Origin of the sequence: Kitasatospora sp. NPDC089509 (genome assembly GCF_044749365.1) — a bacterium.
Taxonomy (GTDB): Bacteria; Actinomycetota; Actinomycetes; order Streptomycetales; family Streptomycetaceae; genus Kitasatospora.
Window position 1 is genome coordinate 37,420 of sequence record NZ_JBIVHS010000035.1, and the last position, 20,572, is coordinate 57,991.

Consider the following 20,572-nt stretch of genomic DNA (forward strand, 5'->3'; position numbering starts at 1 on the left):
GCGCTCACGTGGCACATGCACCCATCGGGTCGTTGCCCTCGATCCGGTGGACCGGCTAGCCCTGCGACAGCCGCAGACCGTCCTCGCCCGGAGCCATGCTGTCCAGGATCCGGTTGAGGTCCTCCACCGAGCCGAACTCCAGCACCACCTTGCCCTTGCCGAGCTTGCCGCCGCGCTGGGACACCTCGACCTTGACCCGGGTGTCGAAGCGGTCCGACAGCCGGCTCGCCAGGTCGTTGAAGGCCGGGGAGATGATCTTGCCCGCCTTCGGCGTCTGGCGCTTGGGCTTCTGCTCCAGCCGCATCACCTTGACGATCTCCTCGATGTTGCGCACCGTGAGACCCTCCGCGATGATCCGCGTGGCCAGCCGCTCCTGGTCCTCGGCGTCCGGCACGCCGAGGAGGGCCCGGGCGTGCCCCGCCATGATCGTTCCGGCCACCAGCCGGCGCTGGACGGACGGCGTGAGCTTCATCAGCCGCAGCGTGTTGGAGACGTGCTCGCGCGAGCGGCCGACCCGGTCGGCCAGCTCCTCGTGGGTGCAGGAGAAGTCGCGCAGCAGCTGGTCGTAGGCGGCGGCCTCCTCCAGCGGATTCAGCTCCGCCCGGTGCAGGTTCTCCAGGAGGGCGTCCAGCAGCAGCTTGTCGTCCTCGGTGGCCCGGACGATCGCCGGGATCCGCTCCAGCCCGGCCTCCCGGGAGGCCCGCCAGCGGCGCTCACCCATGATCAGCTCGTAGCGCTCGGCCTCGACCTGACGCACCACGATCGGCTGGAGCAGGCCCACCTCCTTGATGGAGTTGACCAGCTCCTCCAGCTTGTCCGGGTCGAACACGTCGCGCGGCTGACGCGGGTTGGGGGTGATCGCGTCCAGCGGCAGCTCGGCGAAGGAGGCACCGGGGACCGGCTGCAGCTGCTCCGCCCGCTTCAACCCCGCGATCCGGGCCGCCACCGTGCCGCGACCGCCCGGCAGCACCGGCACCGAGGCCGGCGACGTCGTGCCGGTCGCCACCACCGAGGTCGGCGCGGACGGGGCCGCGGCGGGCTGCGCCGCCCCGCCGTCAGCCGGCGCGGCGGGGCCGATCAGCGCGCCGATCCCTCGTCCCAGACCCCTGCGACCACTCACTGATGACCCTCCGTCGTACCGTGCTGTGCCATCGGGGCGCCGTGCCCCGTACCGCTGCCGTCCCGCTGCTGACCCACCAGCGAGCCGCCGCCCTGGCCCACCGCGCGCAGCGCGAGCTCGCGGGCGGCCTCCAGGTACGAGAGCGCCCCGGTCGAACCCGGGTCGTAGGTCAGCACCGTCTGCCCGTAGCTGGGCGCCTCCGAGATGCGCACCGAGCGCGGGATCGCCGTGCTCAGCACCTCGTTCTGGAAGTGTGTCCGGACCTCCTCGGCGACCTGCGCGGCCAGCCGGGTCCGGGCGTCGTACATGGTGAGCAGGATGGTCGAGACGTGCAGCGAGGAGTTGAGGTGGGCGCGCACCAGATCGACGTTGCGCAGCAGCTGGCCGAGGCCCTCCAGCGCGTAGTACTCGCACTGGATCGGGATCAGCACCTCCTGCCCGGCCACCAGGGCGTTGACCGTCAGCAGGCCCAGCGAGGGCGGACAGTCGATCAGGATGTAGTCCAGCGGCTGCTCGTAGGCGGCGATGGCCCGCTGCAGGCGGCTCTCCCGGGCCACCAGCGAGACCAGCTCGATCTCGGCGCCGGCCAGGTCGATGGTCGCGGGGACGCAGAAGAGCCCCTCCACGTCCACGACCGGCTGGACCACGTCGGCCAGGGGCTTGCCCTCGACCAGGACGTCGTAGATGGACGGCACCTCGGCGTGGTGGTCGATGCCGAGGGCGGTGGACGCGTTGCCCTGCGGGTCGAGGTCGACCACCAGGACGCGCAGCCCGTGCATGGCCAGCGAGGCGGCCATGTTCACGGTGGTGGTGGTCTTGCCCACCCCACCCTTCTGGTTGGCGACCACGATCACCCGGGTGGCCGCGGGCCGGGGCAGCCCCTCCCCCGCTCGGCCGATCGCCTGAACCGCAGCCTGGGCAGCCCGCGCGATGGGCGTGTCATCGATCTGGTCGATGGTCTCCGAGTCCTGCATGGGGCTCAGTGTTTCACGTGAAACCGGAGCGGCAACAGTCGCCGCCCGACCACGACCAAGGATTCCGGAGAGCAGGGAGCGACGTTTCACGTGAAACACCATGCCCGCTATGCCGGAAATCTGACGTTGCGACACTCCGGTTTCCCCCCGGAGGCCGATCGGTCACCTGAACGACGACGGGCGGACGGCTCCCCCGTCGAGAAGGGGAACCGTCCGCCCGTCAGGCGTCGTGCTGGCCGGGGTCAGCGGCTGCGGCGCCGCGTGCCCCGGGCGCCGGCCTGGCCCGGCTTGGCACCGGCGTTGCGCCCGGCCCGGGCCATCTTGGCCCGTCGGGTCGCGGCCTTCACCCCGCCGGGGCTCTCCCCCGCCTTGACCTGGACCACCCGGGTCGAGGTCTCCAGGGTGCCCTCACCGACCGAGATCACGGACCACTCGACGGCGCCCAGCTTGGCCAGCCCGGCGCGCGAGTCGGCCAGCTCCTGCTCCGCGCTGTCGCCCTTGAGCGCCAGCATCTGCCCGTGCGGGCGCAGCAGCGGCATGCCCCAGCCGGCCAGTCGGTCCAGCGGCGCCACCGCCCGGGCGGTCACCACGTCCACCGCGAGCTTGCCGACCATCTCCTCGGCCCGGCCGCGCAGCACCGTGACGTTCTCCAGGGCCAGCTCCCGGACGACCTCCTCCAGGAAGGTGGTCCGGCGCAGCAGCGGCTCCAGCAGGGTCACCGAGACGTCCGGACGGGCCAGCGCCACCGGGATGCCGGGCAGGCCGGCGCCGGAGCCGACGTCGCAGAGGGTGGAGCCGGCCGGCAGCAGCTCGGCCAGCACCGCGCAGTTGAGGACGTGGCGGTCCCACAGCCGGGGCACCTCGCGGGGCCCGATCAGGCCGCGCCGGACCCCCGCGGTGGCCAGCAGCTCGGTGTAGCGGACGGCGGCGTCGAAGCGGTCGCCGAAGACCACCCGGGCGGCGGCCGGCGCCTCGGCCAGCACGTCCAGTTCGGGCGTCTCCGGTGCCTCGGGCGCCTCGGTCCGCTGCTCGGCGTCAGGGTTCACGTCCGCCCCCGGACGGCCGGTGGCCGCGCTCTCCGTGTCCATCTCGACCTCTCCGATCTCCGGATCCACCGACCCGCTCAACGCACTGTTTCACGTGAAACATCCCAGAAGGAACAACGACCCCGCCCGCACGAGGCGGACGGGGTCGCGTCAGGCAAGGCTCACCGGCCGCCGCGGCGACCGGTCGTCGGTCCGTCGGCCTCAGGCCGGCAGCACGACCACGCACCGCTGGGGCTCTTCGCCCTCCGACTCGCTGCGCAGACCGGCGGCCGCGACCGCGTCGTGGACGACCTTGCGCTCGAAGGGCGTCATCGGCCGCAGCTTGACCTGCTCGCCGCTGCTCTTGGCCTGCTCCGCGGCCTCGGCGCCCAGGACGGCCAGCTCCTCGCGCTTGCGGGCCCGGAAGCCGGCAATGTCCAGCATGAGACGGCTGCGCTCGCCGGTCTCCCGGTGGACAGCCAACCGGGTCAGCTCCTGCAGGGCCTCCAGCACCTCGCCGTCCTGGCCGACCAGGCGCTGCAGCGCGCGGTCGTTGCCGTCGCTGACGATGGAGACCAGGGCGCGGTCGCCCTCGACGTCCATGTCGATGTCACCGTCGAGGTCCGCGATGTCGAGCAGACCCTCCAGGTAGTCCGCCGCGATGTCACCCTCCTGCTCCAGGCGGGTGATGATGCTCTCGTCGGCGCTGCCGGCGGCCTCGGCCTCGATGGCGGAGGTGGTGCCTTCCGTCACTGATGGACTCCTTCGGGGATGGGCCCGGCTGGCGGGCGGGGAACGAAGCTCTTCGCAGAAGTCGGTCAGGACTTCTTCTTCGGCCGCTGGCCGCCGCGCTTGGGCTGCTGCCGGGTGCCCTGCTTGGTGCCGCCGGGCTTGGCCGCGGCCTCCTCGGCGGGCGCCTCGACCGCAGTGTCCTCGCCCGCCTCGACGGCCTGGGTGGTACCGCCCTGCTGGCGCTGGGCCTTGGTCTGGCGACGGGGCTGCTGGCGGTTGGCCCGGACCGCGTCCTCGACCACGGTGGCGGCGGAGGCCGCCTCGGCGATGGCCGTCTTGGACGGGGGCAGCATGCCCCAGAGCGGGCCCTTGATCTCCGTGCCGTCCGCGCGCAGTCGGCCGGCCTTCTTCAGCCGCGCCTGGCGCTCCGAGAAGGCCTTGCTGCCCGGGGTCGGGTTGTTGTGGATGACGACCAGCTGCTGGCCCATCGACCAGACGTTGGTGGTCAGCCAGTAGACCAGGACGCCGACCGGGAAGTTGATGCCCATCACGGCGAACATCACCGGGAAGACGTACATCAGCATCTTCTGCTGCTGCATGAACGGCGTCTTCACCGTGAGGTCGACGTTCTTGGTCATCAGCTGGCGCTGGGTGACGAACTGCGACAGCGACATCATGATGATCATCACCGCGGTGACGATCTTGACGCTGGTCTCGGGGCTGCTGACGAAGGTCGCGGAGAGCGGGGCGCCGAAGATGTGCGCCTTGCCGGCGCTCACCAGCAGGGGACCGTGGATCACACCGATGTCGTGGCCCTTGGCCACGTTGGACAGCACGCCGTAGAGGGCGGTGAAGAACGGCGCCTGGACGATGATGGGAAGGCAGCTGGAGAACGGGTTGGTACCCGCATCCTTGTACAGCTTCATCATCTCTTCGGACTGGCGCTGCTTGTCGTTCTTGTAGCGCTCCTGGATGGCCTTCATCTTCGGCTGGATCGCCTGCATGGCCCGGGTCGCCTTGATCTGCTTCACGAAGAGCGGGATCAGGCAGATCCGGATGACGACCACCATGGAGGCGATGGCGAGCCCCCAGGCCCAGCCGCCGTCCGGGTTGAAGACGTTGCTGTACAGCGAGTGGAACTGGACGATGATCCAGGACACCGCTGTGTAGAGGGGACTCAGAAAACCGAAGGTCACCGGTCAGACTCCTTGGACATCGGGCTTCGCCACCGGCTCCGGCTCGGCGGTCCCGCTCTTGGGGCTCAGCAGATCACGCAGCCGGCGATGCCACACCGGGTGCTTGCGCGGCGGAACGTGGTCCACCCCGCCGGGCGACCAGGGATTGCACCGCAGGATGCGCCAGACGGTCAGCCCGCCGCCCTTCACCGCCCCGTGCACCTTCACGGCTTCGAAGCCGTAGTGCGAGCAGGAGGGGTAGTAACGGCAGACCGGACCGAGCAGTGGGCTGATGGTCCACTGGTAGACCCTGATCAGACCCATCAGCAGGTACTTCATCGCCCTGCTCCCGTCGGCGCCGTCGTGGCGGGCTCCACCCGCAGCAACCGCTTGAGCGCCGCGTCCAGGTCCCGTTCGAGTTCCTGGTACGAGGCGGTCGCGGCCTGGGGCAGCGCACGCACCACTATCAGGCTACCGGCGGGCAGCCTGGACAGACGATCACGGATGAGATGGCGCAACCGGCGCTTGACCAGGTTGCGAACGACCGCCGGGCCAACGGCCTTGCTCACGACGAAACCCGCACGCGCCGAAGGAGTCCCCTCGGCGACGTGCGGGCGGGAGTCGCTGGTCCGGTCGGTCTGCCCCTGCGGGTCACCGTCTCTGCTGAGATGGACGACCAGAAGGGGCCGGCCGGCCCGGCGACCGCGTTTCACCGCGGTCGCGAAGTCCTGGCGCCGCCGCAGCCGATTCTCGGAGGGCAGCACAACAGACTCTGGTGCGGATCAGGCGGACAGGGCGGCGCGACCCTTGCCACGGCGGGCAGCCAGGATGGCGCGGCCGGCGCGGGTACGCATACGCAGACGGAAACCGTGGGTCTTCGCGCGACGACGGTTGTTCGGCTGGAAGGTGCGCTTGCTCACTCGGGGGCTCCTGAGGTGAATCGTAGGATGACGGGGGGTCGCTTGGCCGTCACCGTGCGTCCGCGTGATCTCCCTATGTTTCGGAAATCCGGCCCATCGCCCCAGTTCGGCTGGGGTCTTGGGCAATCCACGGCGCCCGTGCTGCGCGCCTTATGGAAGCGGGTGGACCCGCGGACATGCGGCAGCGGCCATCGACAACTCGACCTGGTTACGGTACGCGGGATGGGGCACGAGGGTCAAACCGGTCGTCCGGGGGCCGCTTACCCACAGCCTGTGGACAACGACTTGATCCGTTCCTGTTCGCTGACTACCGTTGCAGGACTTGTCTGGTTTGTTCTTGGAAAGCGTGCACCAGTGGCTGATGGCAACAGCGACCTCGTCCCGGTCTGGGCTCGGGTCGTCGAGCGGCTGGTCAACGACCCCGATATCGGGGAGATGGACAAGCAGTGGGTGCAGCGCACCCAGCCGATGTGGATGATGCACGACACCGCCCTGCTGGCGACCCCGAACGAGCGGGCCAAGCAGGTGCTGGAGGGCCGGCTGCTGCCGCAGCTGACCGACGCGCTCAGCCGCGAGCTCAGCCGCCCGGTCCGGATCGCCGTGATGGTCGACGCCAACGCCGTGCCGACCACCCCCGCGCCCGCCCCCCAGGCCCCCGCCGAGCCCTACCCGGGCCCGGTCGAGGAGGACGCCGACTACGGCGGCCAGGACTACCAGCGGCAGTCGTACGAGCAGGACTACGAGCGCCCCCGCTACGACACCGGCGGCTACGAGCAGCGCCCCGCGCACTACGGCGGCCAGCCGGCCCAGCCCTGGCCCGGCTTCCAGGAGCCGCAGGCGCCGTACCACGAGCCCGAGGACCCCTCGCCCCGCCAGGCCCCGCGGCCGCTCCCCAGCCCGCCCTCGACCACCCAGGGCGACCTCTTCGGCGGCGCCTACGGCCCCGGTCCCGGCGAGCAGCCCCGCGCCGGCGCCGGACGCCGCGGGCACGGCTCCCGGCCCACCGGCGGCCGCCCGGCCGAGAAGTCGGCCGCCGAGCCGCCGACCGAGCGCCCCGCCGTCCCCGGGGTGCCCGCCCCGCCGGGCGCTCCCCCGGCCGGCGGCTCCCGCAAGGACGAGCCGGCCGCCCGGCTGAACCCCAAGTACCTGTTCGACACCTTCGTCATCGGCGCCAGCAACCGCTTCGCGCACGCGGCGGCGGTGGCCGTCGCCGAGGCCCCGGCCAAGGCGTACAACCCGCTCTTCATCTACGGCGAGTCCGGGCTGGGCAAGACCCACCTGCTGCACGCCATCGGGCACTACTCGCGCAGCCTCTTCCCGGGCACCCGGGTGCGGTACGTGTCCTCGGAGGAGTTCACCAACGAGTTCATCAACTCGATCCGGGACGGCAAGGCGGACACCTTCCGCCGCCGCTACCGGGACATGGACATCCTGCTGGTGGACGACATCCAGTTCCTGGCGAGCAAGGAGTCCACCCAGGAGGAGTTCTTCCACACCTTCAACACCCTCCACAACGCGAACAAGCAGATCGTGCTGTCCTCGGACCGGCCGCCCAAACTGCTGACCACGCTGGAGGACCGGCTGCGCAACCGCTTCGAGTGGGGGCTGATCACCGACGTCACCCCGCCGGAGCTGGAGACCCGGATCGCGATCCTGCGCAAGAAGGCGATCCAGGAGCAACTCAACGCCCCCGCCGACGTGTTGGAGTTCATCGCGTCCCGGATCACCCGCAACATCCGGGAGTTGGAGGGCGCCCTGATCCGGGTCACCGCCTTCGCCAACCTCAACCGGGCGCCGGTGGACCTGGAGTTGGCCGGAATCGTCCTCAAGGACCTGATCCCCGGCGGCGACGAGGACGCCGGGCCGGAGATCACCGCGCAGGTCATCATGCAGCAGACCGCCGCGTACTTCGGCCTGGGTGTGGACGACCTCTGCGGATCCTCGCGCAGCCGGGTGCTGGTGACGGCCCGTCAGATCGCCATGTACCTGTGCCGGGAGCTCACCGACCTGTCGCTGCCGAAGATCGGCGCGCAGTTCGGCGGCCGCGACCACACCACGGTGATGCACGCGGACCGCAAGATCCGCTCGCTGATGGCCGAGCGGCGCTCGATCTACAACCAGGTCACCGAACTCACCAACCGCATCAAGAGCTAGCGCCGGTCCGGCAGGGCCGGGGAAGGGCGTCAGGAGCGATCCTGACGCCCTTTTCGCGCATCCACAGGTGTGTCGCCGGCGGCGGCTGGGCAGGAATCCGACCGACGGACGTCCCGCCAGTCCACAGCCGGCGCCGAACAACTGACCGGTGATTCGAAAACCGAGGGCGCGCAGGGCAGTTGTCCACAGGACGGGCCCCTTCTGCACAGTCCACAGGCCAGGGAGTCCGGAGTTATCCAGAATTCGTCCACAGGCCCGTCGCCGCTACGCTCTTCCGCGCAGGTCAGGTGCCTGTGGACTTGTGCACAACGGTTATCCACAGGGTGTGGACAATTGACGGGCCACCAGTGGGCCGTCCGGGTTATCCACCGGTTGTCCCCAGGGTCGGGGCGGTTATCCCCAGGTTGTCCACAGCCGGGTCCACAGTTCGACAACCTTGGGCGCCCGTTCATACCCTGGTGTGAAAGGCGTCACGTAAAGTTGACCGGCGCCCGTGGATAACCGGGCCCGGATCTGGGGACAGTCCTGGGGATAACCTGTGGATACCCAGCGTGCCCTGTGGGTAACGCTCGGCTGTCCACAGCGCGGCCCGTCCGTCCACAGCCGCCGTCCACACCCACTGTGGACAAAATCCGGGCGCTGACCTGCGGAAACGGGGTTATCCACGGTTTCCACAGGCCCTACTACTACCGCTACACAGATAGACCGTGAACCTGCTTTCAAAGTGGGTGGGCCCGAAATCTGTGGACAAGCGCTCCCCGACATCTGTTCGGCCTCGCTTCCGCCCGTCTGCCCCGTCTGTCGGCGGAGTACGTCAGACTGTCCTTTGCGACTGGAAGCGGAGTGCTAGCGCTCGGCGGACAGGCGGACCGACGATCAAGATCAGACGAACCAGAGTGCGAGCGGGAGCGCTCGAACCAGGAGGCGGTTACCGGTGAAGTTCCGGGTGGAGCGTGACGTCCTCGCGGAGGCGGTGGCCTGGGCTGCCCGCAGCCTCCCGGCACGGCCGCCGGTGCCGGTGCTGGCCGGCCTGCTGCTGACCGCGCAGGAGGGCAGCCTGGCGCTGTCCGGCTTCGACTACGAGGTCTCGGCCCGGGTCGAGCTGGAGGCGGACGTCGAGGAGGCCGGCACCGTCCTGGTCTCCGGTCGCCTGCTCAACGACATCTCGCGCAACCTTCCCAACAGGCCTGTGGAGATCTCCACCGACGGCCAGCGGGTCAGCGTGGTCTGCGGCAGCTCCCGGTTCACCCTCCCCACCCTCCCGGTGGACGAGTACCCGGCCCTGCCCCAGATGCCGACCGCCACCGGCACCGTCGCCGGCGACGTCTTCGCCTCCGCGGTCAGCCAGGCCGCCGTCGCGGCCGGCCGGGACGACACCCTGCCGGTGCTCACCGGTGTCCGGGTCGAGATCGAGGGCGACCGGATCACCCTGGCCGCCACCGACCGCTACCGCTTCGCCGTGCGCGACCTGCTGTGGAAGCCCGAGCAGTCGGACATCTCGGCGGTCGCCCTGGTGCCCGCCAAGACCCTCCAGGACATCGCCAAGTCCCTGGGCAGCGGCGACACCGTCTCCATCGCGCTCTCCTCGGGCGGCGCGGGCGAGGGCCTGATCGGTTTCGAGGGCGCCGGCCGTCGCACCACCACCCGGCTGCTGGAGGGCGAGTTCCCCAAGTTCCGCAGCCTGTTCCCGACCGAGTTCAGCGCGGTCGCCGCGATCCAGACCCAGCCCTTCCTGGAGGCGCTCAAGCGCGTCTCGCTGGTCGCCGAGCGCAACACCCCGGTCCGGCTCAACTTCGAGCAGGGCGTGCTGACCCTGGAGGCCGGCTCGGGCGACGACGCCCAGGCCACCGAGCGGATCGAGGCCGACCTGGAGGGCGACGACATCTCGATCGCCTTCAACCCGGGCTACCTGGAGGAGGGCCTCAAGGCCATCGACTCCCCCTTCGCCCAGCTGAGCTTCACCACCCCGACCAAGCCCGCCCTGCTCAGCGGCAAGGTCTCGGTGGACGCCGAGGAGGACAAGGCGTACCAGTACCTGATCATGCCGGTCCGCCTTTCCGGCTGAGGGCTGACGGCTGACGATCGGCTGCCGGCGCCCGGCCGCCGACGGTCCCGGGGCCGCCGAGGTTTCCCACAGGCTGTGCACACCCGCTGTGCACAGCCTGTGGACGTCTCCCCCGGTCGGCCCCGACCGCAGGGAGCCCGGATTCCCCGGAAGCGTAGGCTCGGGGAGTGCGGCAACGGCGCCGCCGCCAGGCACGTCCCCACAGTAAGGATTTGGTCATGGAGCTCGGCCTCATCGGTCTCGGCAAGATGGGCGGCAACATGCGCGAGCGGATCCGCCGCGCCGGCCACACCGTCATCGGCTTCGACCGCAACCCGGAGATCTCCGACGTCGAGAGCCTCCAGGAGCTCGTCACCAAGCTCCAGGGCCCGCGCGTGGTCTGGGTGATGGTTCCGGCCGGCGCCGCGACCCAGGCGACCGTCGACGAGCTCGCCGAGCTGCTCTCCCCCGGTGACGTGGTGGTCGACGGCGGCAACTCCCGCTGGACCGACGACATCAAGCACGCCGAGGCGCTGGCGGCCAAGGGCATCGGCTTCGTGGACTGCGGCGTCTCCGGCGGCGTCTGGGGCCTGGAGAACGGCTACGCGCTGATGTACGGCGGCAACGCCGAGCACGTCGCCGAGGTCCAGCCGGTCTTCGACGCGCTCAAGCCGGAGGGCGACTTCGGCTCGGTGCACGCGGGCGCGGTGGGCGCCGGCCACTTCGCCAAGATGGTCCACAACGGCATCGAGTACGCCATGATGCAGGCCTTCGCCGAGGGCTGGGAGCTGCTGGAGGCCGCCCCCGAGGTCACCGACGTGCGCGAGGTCTTCCGCAGCTGGCAGGAGGGCACCGTCATCCGCTCCTGGCTGCTGGACCTCGCCGTCCGCGCCCTGGACGACGACGAGCACCTGGACAAGCTGCGCGGCTGGGCCGCCGACTCCGGCGAGGGCCGCTGGACCGTCGAGGCCGCGATCGACCACGCCGTGCCGCTGCCGGCGATCACCGCCTCGCTGTTCGCCCGCTTCGCCTCCCGCCAGGACGACTCGCCGCAGATGAAGATGATCGCCGCGCTGCGCAACCAGTTCGGCGGCCACGCGGTCGAGTCCAAGTAGTCCCCTCACCACCAGAAGGCGAGCGCAGTCCACAGCCATGCACGTCGCGCACCTGTCGCTCGCCGACTTCCGGTCGTACGCCCGGGCCGAGGTTCCCCTCGACCCGGGCGTGACGGCCTTCGTGGGGCCCAACGGCCAGGGCAAGACCAACCTGGTCGAGGCGATCGGCTACGTCGCCACCCTGGGCAGCCACCGGGTCGCCACCGACGCCCCGCTGATCCGGCTGGGCACCGAGCGGGCGGTGATCCGCACCTCGGTGGTGGACCGCGGCCGGTCCACCCTGGTCGAGCTGGAGCTCACCGCGGGCAAGGCCAACCGCGCCCGGATCAACCGCTCCGACAACGTCCGCCCGCGGGACGTGCTGGGCCTGCTGCGCACCGTGCTGTTCGCCCCCGAGGACCTCAGCCTGGTCAAGGGCGATCCGGGCGAGCGCCGGCGCTTCCTGGACGAGCTGCTGACCGCCCGGGCCCCCCGGCTGGCCGGGGTCCGGCAGGACTACGAGCGGGTGCTCAAGCAGCGCAACGCCCTGCTGAAGACCGCCGCGATGGCCCGGCGGGCCGGCGGCGGCAAGGGCGCCGACCTGTCCACCCTGGAGGTCTGGGACGGTCATCTGGCCCGCGCCGGGGCCGAGTTGACGGCCTTCCGGATCCAACTGGTGTCGGCGCTGCAGCCCTTGGTGACGGCCGCGTACGGCCGGGTGGCCCCGGGCGGCGGCGAGACCACGCTGGAGTACCGCAGCTCCTTCGAGGGCGAGCTGCCGACCAGCCGGGAGCAGGCCGAGGAGCAGCTGCTGGAGGCGCTCCGGACGGTCCGCAAGCAGGAGGTCGACCGCGGGATCACCCTGGTCGGCCCGCACCGCGACGAGCTGGGGCTCAAGCTCGGCCCGCTGCCCGCCAAGGGCTACGCCAGCCACGGCGAGTCCTGGTCCTTCGCGCTCGCGCTGCGGCTGGCCTCGTACGAGCTGCTGCGCGCCGACGGCGGCGAGCCGGTGCTGATCCTGGACGACGTGTTCGCCGAGCTGGACGCCGCCCGGCGGGACCGGCTGGCCGAGCTGGTGGCCGACGGCGAGCAGGTGCTGGTGACCGCAGCGGTGGCCGAGGACGTGCCGAAGGCGCTGGCCGGCGCCCGGTTCGCGGTCGCCGACGGCGCCGTCCGTCGGATCGACGCCTGATCCACCCGCTCCCCCACTCCCGGCACGGCAGGTGCCGACGTCCGGCGTGCCCGCGCTCCCGTAGGCTGGACGGCTCATCGGTTGTCCACAGGCTGGGGAAAGGAGATCGCCGTGAGCGATTCGGCGGAGACCTCCCCCGGTCCCGGAGCCGGCGAGCCGACCGGGGCCGACCTCGCGCGTTCCGCCCTGCGGGCGGCCCGGGCCCAGGCCCGCCAGCGCGGCGAGCAGGTCCAGCAGAAGCGCGAGGCGAAGCGGCACGGGCTGCGCAGCGGCGCCCGTTCGGACGGCCGTGACCCGGTGCCGCTGGGGGCGGCGCTGAACCGGCTGCTGACCGAGCGCGGCTGGGAGTCCTCGGCCGCGGTCGGCGGGGTGATGGGGCGTTGGCCGCAGATCGTCGGCCCGGACATCTCCGCGCACTGCCACCCCTCCTCCTACGACGAGGCCGAGGCGGTGCTCACCGTGCAGTGCGACTCCACCGCCTGGGCCACTCAACTGCGGTGGCTGGCACGCCAGTTGGTGGCGCGTCTGAACCACGAGCTGGGCCACGGCACGGTGCGGACCATCAAGGTGCTGGGCCCCGCCGCACCGGCCCGCGGCTACGGCCGGCTGCGCGCGCCGGGCAGCAAGGGCCCCGGCGACACCTGGGGCTGAGCCCGGCCGACGGCGGCCGGGCCGGGCCGGGATCGGACCACGATCTTCCGGAACCCCTGACGGCCCTTCCAGGCGCCTCGGGCCCCCCGGGCGAGTATCGGGACATGTCCCGAGGGGATTCAGGGCGGCATATCTGCCTTCAAGGGCTGCCAAACGCCCATCTCTGTCAGTCGTACCGGTAGACTGAAAGCCAAACACTGTTGCTAGTGGCAACCGAGTCGAAACGCTGTGGTCGCACGCCTGCCCGCACGGGGCGGGAATGCGGCCCGTGCTGTGCCAGAGAGGGCGCTTCGTGGCCGATTCCGGCAACCCCAGCCAGACCCCAGACCAGACCGACCAGGCTTCCTACACCGGTAGCAACATCCAGGTGCTGGAAGGCCTCGACGCCGTCCGCAAGCGCCCCGGCATGTACATCGGCTCCACCGGTGAGCGTGGCCTGCACCACCTGGTGCAGGAGGTCGTGGACAACTCCGTCGACGAGGCGATGGCCGGGTACGCCGACACCATCGACGTCACGATCATGGCCGACGGCGCGATCCGTTGCGTCGACAACGGCCGTGGCATCCCGGTCGACATCGTCCCGGGCCAGGACAAGCCCGCCGTCGAGGTCGTGCTCACCGTCCTGCACGCGGGCGGCAAGTTCGGCGGCGGCGGCTACGCCGTCTCCGGTGGTCTGCACGGCGTCGGCGTCTCGGTCGTGAACGCGCTCTCCACCCGGCTCGCGGTGGAGATCCACAAGGACGGCCACATCTGGACCCAGGACTACAAGATGGGCGCGCCGACCGCCGCCCTGGTCAAGGGTGCCGAGACCGACCGCACCGGCACCACGGTGACCTTCTGGGCCGACCCCGACATCTTCGAGACCACCGTCTACTCCTTCGAGACGCTGTCCCGGCGGTTCCAGGAGATGGCCTTCCTCAACAAGGGCCTCTCCATCTCGCTGACCGACGAGCGCCCCGAGCACGTGGACGAGGAGGGCAAGCCGCTCTCCGTCACGTACAAGTACGACGGCGGCATCGCCGACTTCGTCGCCCACCTCAACTCCCGCAAGGGCGAGGTCATCCACCCCTCGGTGATCGACTTCGAGGCGGAGGACAAGGACAAGGCGATCTCGGTGGAGATCGCGATGCAGTGGAACTCCTCCTACACCGAGGGGGTCTACAGCTTCGCCAACACCATCCACACCCACGGCGGCGGCACCCACGAGGAGGGCTTCCGCGCCGCGTTGACCGGCCTGGTCAACCGCTACGCGCGGGACAAGAAGCTGCTCCGCGAGAAGGACGACAACCTCTCCGGCGAGGACATCCGCGAGGGTCTGACCGCGATCATCTCGGTCAAGCTCGGCGAGCCGCAGTTCGAGGGCCAGACCAAGGACAAGCTCGGCAACACCGAGGCGAAGACCTTCGTCCAGAAGGTCGTCCACGAGCAGCTCAACGACTGGCTGGACCGCAACCCCAACGAGGCTTCGGACATCATCCGCAAGTCCATCCAGGCCGCCACCGCGCGCGTCGCCGCCCGCAAGGCCCGCGACCTCACCCGCCGCAAGGGCCTGCTGGAGTCCGCCTCGCTGCCGGGCAAGCTCTCGGACTGCCAGTCCAAGGACCCGTCCGAGTGCGAGATCTTCATCGTCGAGGGTGACTCCGCCGGCGGCTCGGCCAAGCAGGGCCGCGACCCGCGCACCCAGGCCATCCTGCCGATCCGCGGCAAGATCCTGAACGTCGAGAAGGCCCGGATCGACAAGGTGCTGCAGAACACCGAGGTCCAGGCGCTGATCTCGGCCTTCGGCTGCGGCATCCAGGAGGACTACGACGAGTCCAAGCTGCGCTACCACAAGATCGTCCTGATGGCCGACGCCGACGTCGACGGACAGCACATCCGCACCCTGCTGCTGACCCTGCTGTTCCGCTTCATGCGGCCGCTGGTCGAGTCCGGCTACGTCTACCTGGCCATGCCGCCGCTGTACAAGATCAAGTGGGGCAAGGACGACTTCGAGTACGCCTACTCGGACCGCGAGCGCGACGCGCTGATCAGCGCCGGCGTCGCGGCCGGCCGCCGACTCCCCAAGGACGACGCGATCCAGCGCTTCAAGGGTCTCGGCGAGATGAACGCCGAGGAGCTCCGGGTCACCACCATGGACGCCGAGCACCGGCTGCTGCTCCAGGTCACCCTGGAGGACGCCGCCCGCGCCGACGAGCTGTTCTCCGTGCTGATGGGCGAGGACGTCGAGGCCCGCCGTTCCTTCATCCAGCGCAACGCCAAGGACGTCCGCTTCCTGGACGTGTGACGCCTGCGACCCAGGCCCCGCACGTACCAGTCCGCGTGAAAGGAAACTGACCACCAGTGGTCGACGACAACCGTCCCGAAGGCGACCAGCCCGAGACTCCCGAGGCCGCCGAGGCCACCGTCCAGACGACGATGCGGATCGAGCCGGTCGAGCTCGAGACCGAGATGCAGCGCTCGTACCTCGACTACGCGATGAGCGTGATCGTCAGCCGGGCGCTGCCCGAGGTCCGCGACGGCCTCAAGCCGGTGCACCGCCGGGTGCTCTACGCGATGTACGACGGCGGGTACCGCCCCGAGAAGGGCTACTACAAGTGCGCCCGCGTCGTCGGCGACGTGATGGGCAACTACCACCCGCACGGTGACACCTCGATCTACGACACCGTGGTCCGCCTGGCCCAGCCGTGGTCGCTGCGGATGCCGCTGGTGGACGGCAACGGCAACTTCGGCTCCCCGGGCAACGACCCGGCCGCGGCCATGCGCTACACCGAGTGCAAGCTGATGCCGCTGGCCATGGAGATGATGCGCGACATCGACGAGGACACCGTCGACTTCGCGCCCAACTACGACGGCCGCTCGCAGGAGCCGACCGTCCTGCCCGCGCGCATCCCCAACCTGCTGGTCAACGGTGCCACCGGCATCGCGGTCGGCATGGCCACCAACATCCCGCCGCACAACCTCCGCGAGGTCGCCTCCGGCGCGCTCTGGTACCTGGAGAACCCCGAGGCCTCCGCCGAGGAGCTGCTGGAGGCCCTGATCGAGCGGATCAAGGGCCCCGACTTCCCCACCGGCGCGCTGATCGTCGGCCGTCGCGGCATCGACGACTACTACCGCACCGGCCGCGGCTCGGTCACCATGCGGGCCGTCGTCGAGGTCGAGGAGATCCAGGGCCGCCAGTGCCTGGTGATCACCGAGCTGCCGTACCAGGTCAACCCGGACAACCTCGCGCTGAAGATCGCCGACCTGGTCAAGGACGGCAAGATCGCCGGCATCGCCGACGTCCGGGACGAGTCCTCGTCCCGCACCGGCACCCGCCTGGTCGTCGTGCTCAAGCGCGACGCGGTGGCCAAGGTCGTGCTCAACAACCTGTACAAGCACACCGAGCTGCAGACCAACTTCGGCGCCAACATGCTGGCCCTGGTCGACGGCGTGCCGCGCACCCTGTCGCTGGACGCCTTCATCCGGCACTGGGTCAACCACCAGGTCGAGGTCATCGTCCGGCGCACCACCTTCCGGCTGCGCAAGGCCGAGGAGCGCGCCCACATCCTGCGCGCCCTGCTGAAGGCCCTGGACGTGATCGACGAGGTCATCGCGCTGATCCGGGCCTCGGCCAGCGCCGACGCCGCCCGCACCGGCCTGATGGGCCTGCTGGACATCGACGAGCTCCAGGCCAACGCGATCCTGGAGATGCAGCTGCGCCGGCTGGCCGCCCTGGAGCGCCAGCGGATCACCGACGAGCACGACGAGCTGCAGCGCAAGATCGACGAGTACAACGCGATCCTGGCCTCCCCGGTCCGCCAGCGCGAGATCATCTCCGAGGAGCTCGCCGCGATCGTCGAGAAGTACGGCGACGAGCGGCGCTCGACCCTCATCCCCTCGGACGGCGACCTCTCGATCGAGGACCTCATCGCCGAGGAGGACATCGTCGTCACGATCACCCGTGGCGGCTACGTCAAGCGGACCCGCTCCGACCTCTACCGCTCGCAGAAGCGCGGCGGCAAGGGCGTGCGCGGTGCCCAGCTCAAGCAGGACGACATCGTCGACCACTTCTTCGTGACGACGACCCACAACTGGATCCTGTTCTTCACCAACAAGGGCCGGGTCTACCGCGCCAAGGGCTACGAGCTGCCGGACGCCGGGCGCGACGCCCGCGGCCAGCACGTGGCCAACCTGCTGGCCTTCCAGCCGGAGGAGCACATCGCCCAGGTGATGGCCGTCCGCACCTACGAGGACAAGCCGTACCTGGTCCTCGCCACCCGGGCCGGCCTGGTGAAGAAGTCCCCGCTGAAGGACTACGACTCCCCGCGCTCCGGCGGCCTGATCGCGATCAACCTGCGCCAGGACGAGGAGGGCCGGGACGACGAGCTGATCGGCGCCGAGCTGGTCTCCGCCGAGGACGACCTGCTGCTGGTCTCCAAGAAGGCCCAGTCGATCCGCTTCACCGCGACCGACGACGCGCTGCGGCCCACCGGCCGTGCCACCTCCGGCGTCAAGGGCATGGCGTTCCGCGAGGACGACGAGATGCTCTCGATGAACGTCGTCCGCCCGGGGACGTACGTCTTCACCGCCACGGACGGCGGGTACGCCAAGCGAACGGGCGTCGACGAGTACCGTGTCCAGGGACGCGGCGGCTACGGCACCAAGGCGGCGAAGATCGTCGAGGGCCGGGGCTCGCTGGTCGGCGCCCTGGTGGTCGACGACACCGACGAGATCATGGCGATCACCCTCTCGGGTGGGGTGATCCGCACGAGGGTTTCCGAGGTTCGTGAAACCGGACGTGACACGATGGGCGTCCAACTGATCAACCTCGGTAAGCGCGACGCGGTCGTGGGCATGGCCCGCAACGCGGAGGCCGAGGACGAGGAGACGGCGGAGGACGAGGCCTCGGGCACCGAGTCCGCCGATTCCACCGAGCAGACCGAAGGTGCGGGGACGGCGGTCGGCGGCGACGCCGAGGTCTGAACCGAACCGCAGACCGGTGCCGTCGCGTCCTGAGAAGGGACACGGCGGCACCGGGCGCACCAGTACCGGGCAAACCCGCCGGGCGCTGGATGACGAGTGACGGATCAGGGCGGCCCCGCCCTGGTGGGAAGTGCGGGAGGACCAGGTGAGTGGAGCCACGGGTGCTGCGGGAGGACCCTCCGGCGGCCGTCCGGGCGCGCAGGGCGGGGGTTCGTACGGCGTGCCGGGACAGCCGCCGACCGAGCACTCGGCCGCGTCCACCTCGCTGATGCCGCCGGTCGGCGGAGCGGGCCAGGCCGGTGCGACCTACGGGGGCCAGACCCCGCCCCCGGCCGGCAGCCCGGCCTCCGGTGCGGGCGGCTTCTCGCAGCCGACGACGTACACCAAGGGGCAGCCGACCCCGCCCCGGGGCACCCGGACCGGGGGCAACACCCCGGCCGGCGGCACCCCGGTGCCCGGTGCGGCACGCCGCCCGGCCGGCGGGCCGGCCACCGTCACGGGCGGTCTCGGCCGGACCCGCAAGGCCCGGCTGCGGGTGACCAAGGTCGACCCGTGGTCGGTCATGAAGGTCAGCTTCCTGCTGTCGCTGGCCGTCGGGATCATCATCATCGTGGCCTCGGCCGTGCTGTGGATGACCCTGGACTCGCTCGGCGTCTTCGACTCGCTGACCAAGACGCTCAAGGACGTCACCGGCGGCGGCGCGGACAACGCCAGCAGCCAGCTCAACCTGATGGACTACATCGGCTTCGGCAAGGTCATGATGTTCACCACGCTGATCGCCGTGGTCGACGTCGTCCTGCTGACCGCGCTGTCCACGCTCTCCGCCTTCATCTACAACGCGGCGGCCGGCTTCACCGGCGGCGTCGAGCTGACCCTGGCCGAGGAGGACTGATCCCGGCCGGATCCTGACCACCGGTCAGTTCGCCGTCCGCAGACGGAATGTACGGGCCCCGCAGGCTGTTGCAGCCTGCGGGGCCCGTCGCATTCGGGTGACACCGGCACCCCGCGGCGTGCCGCCCGGAATCGGGCCGTCCGCGGTGGGATTAGCTGGACGCCGCCCGCTCCCGCCCTCGGGAGCGCCACAGGCCGCCCCCGGTCGGCCGACCGGGTCGGGTGAGGTTCCGCAGGACGGCTGGACGGAGGCGCGCGGTGGCGAAGCTCGCAGGTCAACTGGTCGAGGCAGTGGACGGGCTGTTGGGTGTCCCGATCCCGTTGCGGGTGCAGGCCTGGGACGGCAGCGTCGCCGGGCCGCCCGGGGCGCCCACCGTGGTCCTGCGCAACCGTCGGGCCCTGCGCCGACTGCTCTGGCAGCCCGACGAGCTGGGTCTGGCCCGGGCCTACGTCGCGGGGGACCTGGACCTCGCCCCCGGCACCGACCTGTACGAGACGCTCAACGCGGTCGCCCAGTTCGCCGAGCTCCCGGAGATCCGCACCATGGCCCTCGGGCCGCGCGACGCCCTCGGCGCCAAGGGCCGCCGGGCGCTCGCCGCCGTGCTGCGGGCCGGGGCGCTCGGCCCGCAGCCCACCCCGCCGCCGGAGGAGGTCCGCCGGGCCCCGGGGCGGCTGCACAGCCGCGGCCGGGACCGCGCGGCGATCAGTCACCACTACGACGTCGGGAACGACTTCTACGGCCTCGTGCTGGGCCCGTCGATGGTCTACTCGTGCGCCTACTGGACACCCGAGGCGAAGAGCCTGGAGGCCGCCCAGGAGGCCAAGCTCGACCTGATCTGCCGCAAGCTCGGCCTGCGGCCCGGGATGCGGCTGCTGGACGTCGGCTGCGGCTGGGGCTCGCTGCTGCTGCACGCCGCGAAGCACTACGGCGTCACCGCGGTCGGCGTGTCGATCTCCGAGGAGCAGGTCGCGCTGGCCCGGCGGCGGGTCGAGGAGGCCGGTCTGGCCGACCGGGTGGAGGTCCGGCTCCAGGACTACCGGGAGATCACCGACGGCCCCTTCGACGCGATCTCCAGCGTGGGCATGGCCGAGCACGTCGGCGAGGTGCAGTACCGGGTGTACGCCGAGGGCCTGTACGGGCTGCTGGCGCCCGGCGGCCGGCTGCTCAACCACCAGATCGCCCGCCGCCCCGACCACCCGGGTGAAGCGCACCGCACCAGCCCCTTCATCGACCGCTACGTCTTCCCCGACGGCGAGCTCTCCCCGGTCGGTTCCACCGTGGCCCGGTTGGAGGAGGCGGGTTTCGAGATCCGGGACGTCGAGGCGCTGCGCGAGCACTACGGGCTGACCCTGCGGGAGTGGGTGGCCAACCTGGAGGCGCACTGGACGGAGGCGGTCCGGCTGGTCGGCCTCGGCCGGGCCCGGGTCTGGCGGCTGTACATGGCCGCCTGCGCGCTCGCCTTCGAGCAGAACCGGATCGGGGTCAACCAGATCCTCGCCGTCCGCAGCACCGAGGAGGGCGGCTCGGGCCTGCCGCCGACCCGCGAGGAGTGGCTGGTGCGCCCGGCCGTCGAGGTCACCGCCGCGACCCCGGCCGGAACGGATTTGGGGGATCGGCGCTCGGTCCGCTAATCTTTC

General features: G+C 70.9%; 17 protein-coding genes. 9 read left to right on the forward strand and 8 right to left on the reverse strand.

Annotation, left to right across the window (positions count from 1 at the left end; translation table 11 throughout):
• Positions 1 to 55 precede the first annotated feature (55 nt).
• The 8 genes from ACIP4P_RS41275 to rpmH all read right to left on the reverse strand — a co-directional run bounded on the left by ACIP4P_RS41275 (position 56) and on the right by rpmH (position 5,946).
• Positions 56 to 1,120, reverse strand: a complete 1,065-nt coding sequence (locus tag ACIP4P_RS41275; RefSeq protein ID WP_400928426.1) for a ParB/RepB/Spo0J family partition protein — start codon at positions 1,118 to 1,120, stop codon at positions 56 to 58.
• Positions 1,117 to 2,067 carry a ParA family protein gene (locus ACIP4P_RS41280; RefSeq protein WP_350515726.1) on the reverse strand — a complete coding sequence of 317 codons (951 nt, stop codon included), beginning with the start codon at positions 2,065 to 2,067 and terminating at the stop codon, positions 1,117 to 1,119. The genes ACIP4P_RS41275 and ACIP4P_RS41280 overlap by 4 nt, the downstream gene beginning before the upstream one ends.
• A 269-nt stretch (positions 2,068 to 2,336) precedes the next feature.
• Positions 2,337 to 3,182, reverse strand: coding sequence for a 16S rRNA (guanine(527)-N(7))-methyltransferase RsmG (gene rsmG / locus ACIP4P_RS41285; protein WP_350515690.1), 846 nt, complete (start codon positions 3,180 to 3,182; stop codon positions 2,337 to 2,339).
• A gap of 159 nt (positions 3,183 to 3,341) precedes the next feature.
• Entirely contained in the window at positions 3,342 to 3,872 is a 531-nt protein-coding gene (locus tag ACIP4P_RS41290; protein ID WP_350515689.1) for a R3H domain-containing nucleic acid-binding protein, read from the reverse strand.
• A gap of 65 nt (positions 3,873 to 3,937) precedes the next feature.
• Positions 3,938 to 5,047 (reverse strand): membrane protein insertase YidC, encoded by a 1,110-nt coding sequence (gene yidC, locus ACIP4P_RS41295; RefSeq protein WP_350515688.1) that lies wholly within the window; start codon positions 5,045 to 5,047, stop codon positions 3,938 to 3,940.
• A gap of 3 nt (positions 5,048 to 5,050) precedes the next feature.
• Positions 5,051 to 5,365 carry a membrane protein insertion efficiency factor YidD gene (gene yidD, locus ACIP4P_RS41300; protein WP_350515687.1) on the reverse strand — a complete coding sequence of 105 codons (315 nt, stop codon included), beginning with the start codon at positions 5,363 to 5,365 and terminating at the stop codon, positions 5,051 to 5,053.
• Positions 5,362 to 5,790, reverse strand: coding sequence for a ribonuclease P protein component (gene rnpA, locus ACIP4P_RS41305; RefSeq protein ID WP_350515686.1), 429 nt, complete (start codon positions 5,788 to 5,790; stop codon positions 5,362 to 5,364). The genes yidD and rnpA overlap by 4 nt, the downstream gene beginning before the upstream one ends.
• Before the next feature lie 18 nt (positions 5,791 to 5,808).
• On the reverse strand, positions 5,809 to 5,946 hold the full coding sequence (gene rpmH / locus ACIP4P_RS41310) for a 50S ribosomal protein L34 (RefSeq protein ID WP_031067783.1): 138 nt from the start codon (positions 5,944 to 5,946) through the stop codon (positions 5,809 to 5,811).
• Positions 5,947 to 6,300: 354 nt separating this feature from the next.
• Here rpmH and dnaA point away from each other — a divergent pair, with 354 nt between their 5' ends.
• The 9 genes from dnaA to ACIP4P_RS41355 all read left to right on the forward strand — a co-directional run bounded on the left by dnaA (position 6,301) and on the right by ACIP4P_RS41355 (position 20,566).
• A complete protein-coding gene (gene dnaA / locus ACIP4P_RS41315) occupies positions 6,301 to 8,100 on the forward strand; it encodes a chromosomal replication initiator protein DnaA (RefSeq protein ID WP_400928434.1) in 1,800 nt (599 codons plus the stop codon).
• 934 nt (positions 8,101 to 9,034) lie between these two features.
• The gene (dnaN, locus tag ACIP4P_RS41320) at positions 9,035 to 10,165 is read left to right on the forward strand and encodes a DNA polymerase III subunit beta (RefSeq protein WP_350515684.1); all 1,131 of its coding nucleotides are present in this window, start codon (positions 9,035 to 9,037) and stop codon (positions 10,163 to 10,165) included.
• Between the two features lie 218 nt (positions 10,166 to 10,383).
• Positions 10,384 to 11,259, forward strand: coding sequence for a phosphogluconate dehydrogenase (NAD(+)-dependent, decarboxylating) (gene gnd / locus ACIP4P_RS41325; protein ID WP_400928438.1), 876 nt, complete (start codon positions 10,384 to 10,386; stop codon positions 11,257 to 11,259).
• 37 nt (positions 11,260 to 11,296) lie between these two features.
• Positions 11,297 to 12,430 (forward strand): DNA replication/repair protein RecF, encoded by a 1,134-nt coding sequence (gene recF, locus ACIP4P_RS41330; protein ID WP_350515682.1) that lies wholly within the window; start codon positions 11,297 to 11,299, stop codon positions 12,428 to 12,430.
• A 105-nt stretch (positions 12,431 to 12,535) separates the two neighbouring features.
• Entirely contained in the window at positions 12,536 to 13,081 is a 546-nt protein-coding gene (locus ACIP4P_RS41335) for a DUF721 domain-containing protein (RefSeq protein ID WP_400928506.1), read from the forward strand.
• A 268-nt stretch (positions 13,082 to 13,349) separates the two neighbouring features.
• Positions 13,350 to 15,365: a DNA topoisomerase (ATP-hydrolyzing) subunit B gene (gene gyrB / locus ACIP4P_RS41340; RefSeq protein WP_400928442.1), complete on the forward strand. Its 2,016-nt coding sequence runs from the start codon at positions 13,350 to 13,352 to the stop codon at positions 15,363 to 15,365.
• Positions 15,366 to 15,496: 131 nt separating this feature from the next.
• A complete protein-coding gene (gyrA, locus tag ACIP4P_RS41345; RefSeq protein WP_400928509.1) occupies positions 15,497 to 18,043 on the forward strand; it encodes a DNA gyrase subunit A in 2,547 nt (848 codons plus the stop codon).
• A gap of 145 nt (positions 18,044 to 18,188) precedes the next feature.
• A complete protein-coding gene (locus ACIP4P_RS41350) occupies positions 18,189 to 18,935 on the forward strand; it encodes a DUF3566 domain-containing protein (RefSeq protein WP_400928445.1) in 747 nt (248 codons plus the stop codon).
• A gap of 257 nt (positions 18,936 to 19,192) precedes the next feature.
• Positions 19,193 to 20,566: a class I SAM-dependent methyltransferase gene (locus tag ACIP4P_RS41355; RefSeq protein ID WP_400928449.1), complete on the forward strand. Its 1,374-nt coding sequence runs from the start codon at positions 19,193 to 19,195 to the stop codon at positions 20,564 to 20,566.
• Positions 20,567 to 20,572: the final 6 nt, after the last annotated feature.

Excerpts from the sequence above, each read along its gene's own strand:
- yidD (WP_350515687.1), bottom strand. The coding sequence starts at position 5,365 with ATGAAGTACCTGCTGATGGGTCTGATCAGGGTCTACCAGTGGACCATC.
- recF (WP_350515682.1), top strand. The coding sequence starts at position 11,297 with ATGCACGTCGCGCACCTGTCGCTCGCCGACTTCCGGTCGTACGCCCGG.
- rsmG (WP_350515690.1), bottom strand. The coding sequence starts at position 3,182 with ATGGACACGGAGAGCGCGGCCACCGGCCGTCCGGGGGCGGACGTGAAC.
- gnd (WP_400928438.1), top strand. The coding sequence starts at position 10,384 with ATGGAGCTCGGCCTCATCGGTCTCGGCAAGATGGGCGGCAACATGCGC.
- gyrA (WP_400928509.1), top strand. The coding sequence starts at position 15,497 with ATGCGGATCGAGCCGGTCGAGCTCGAGACCGAGATGCAGCGCTCGTAC.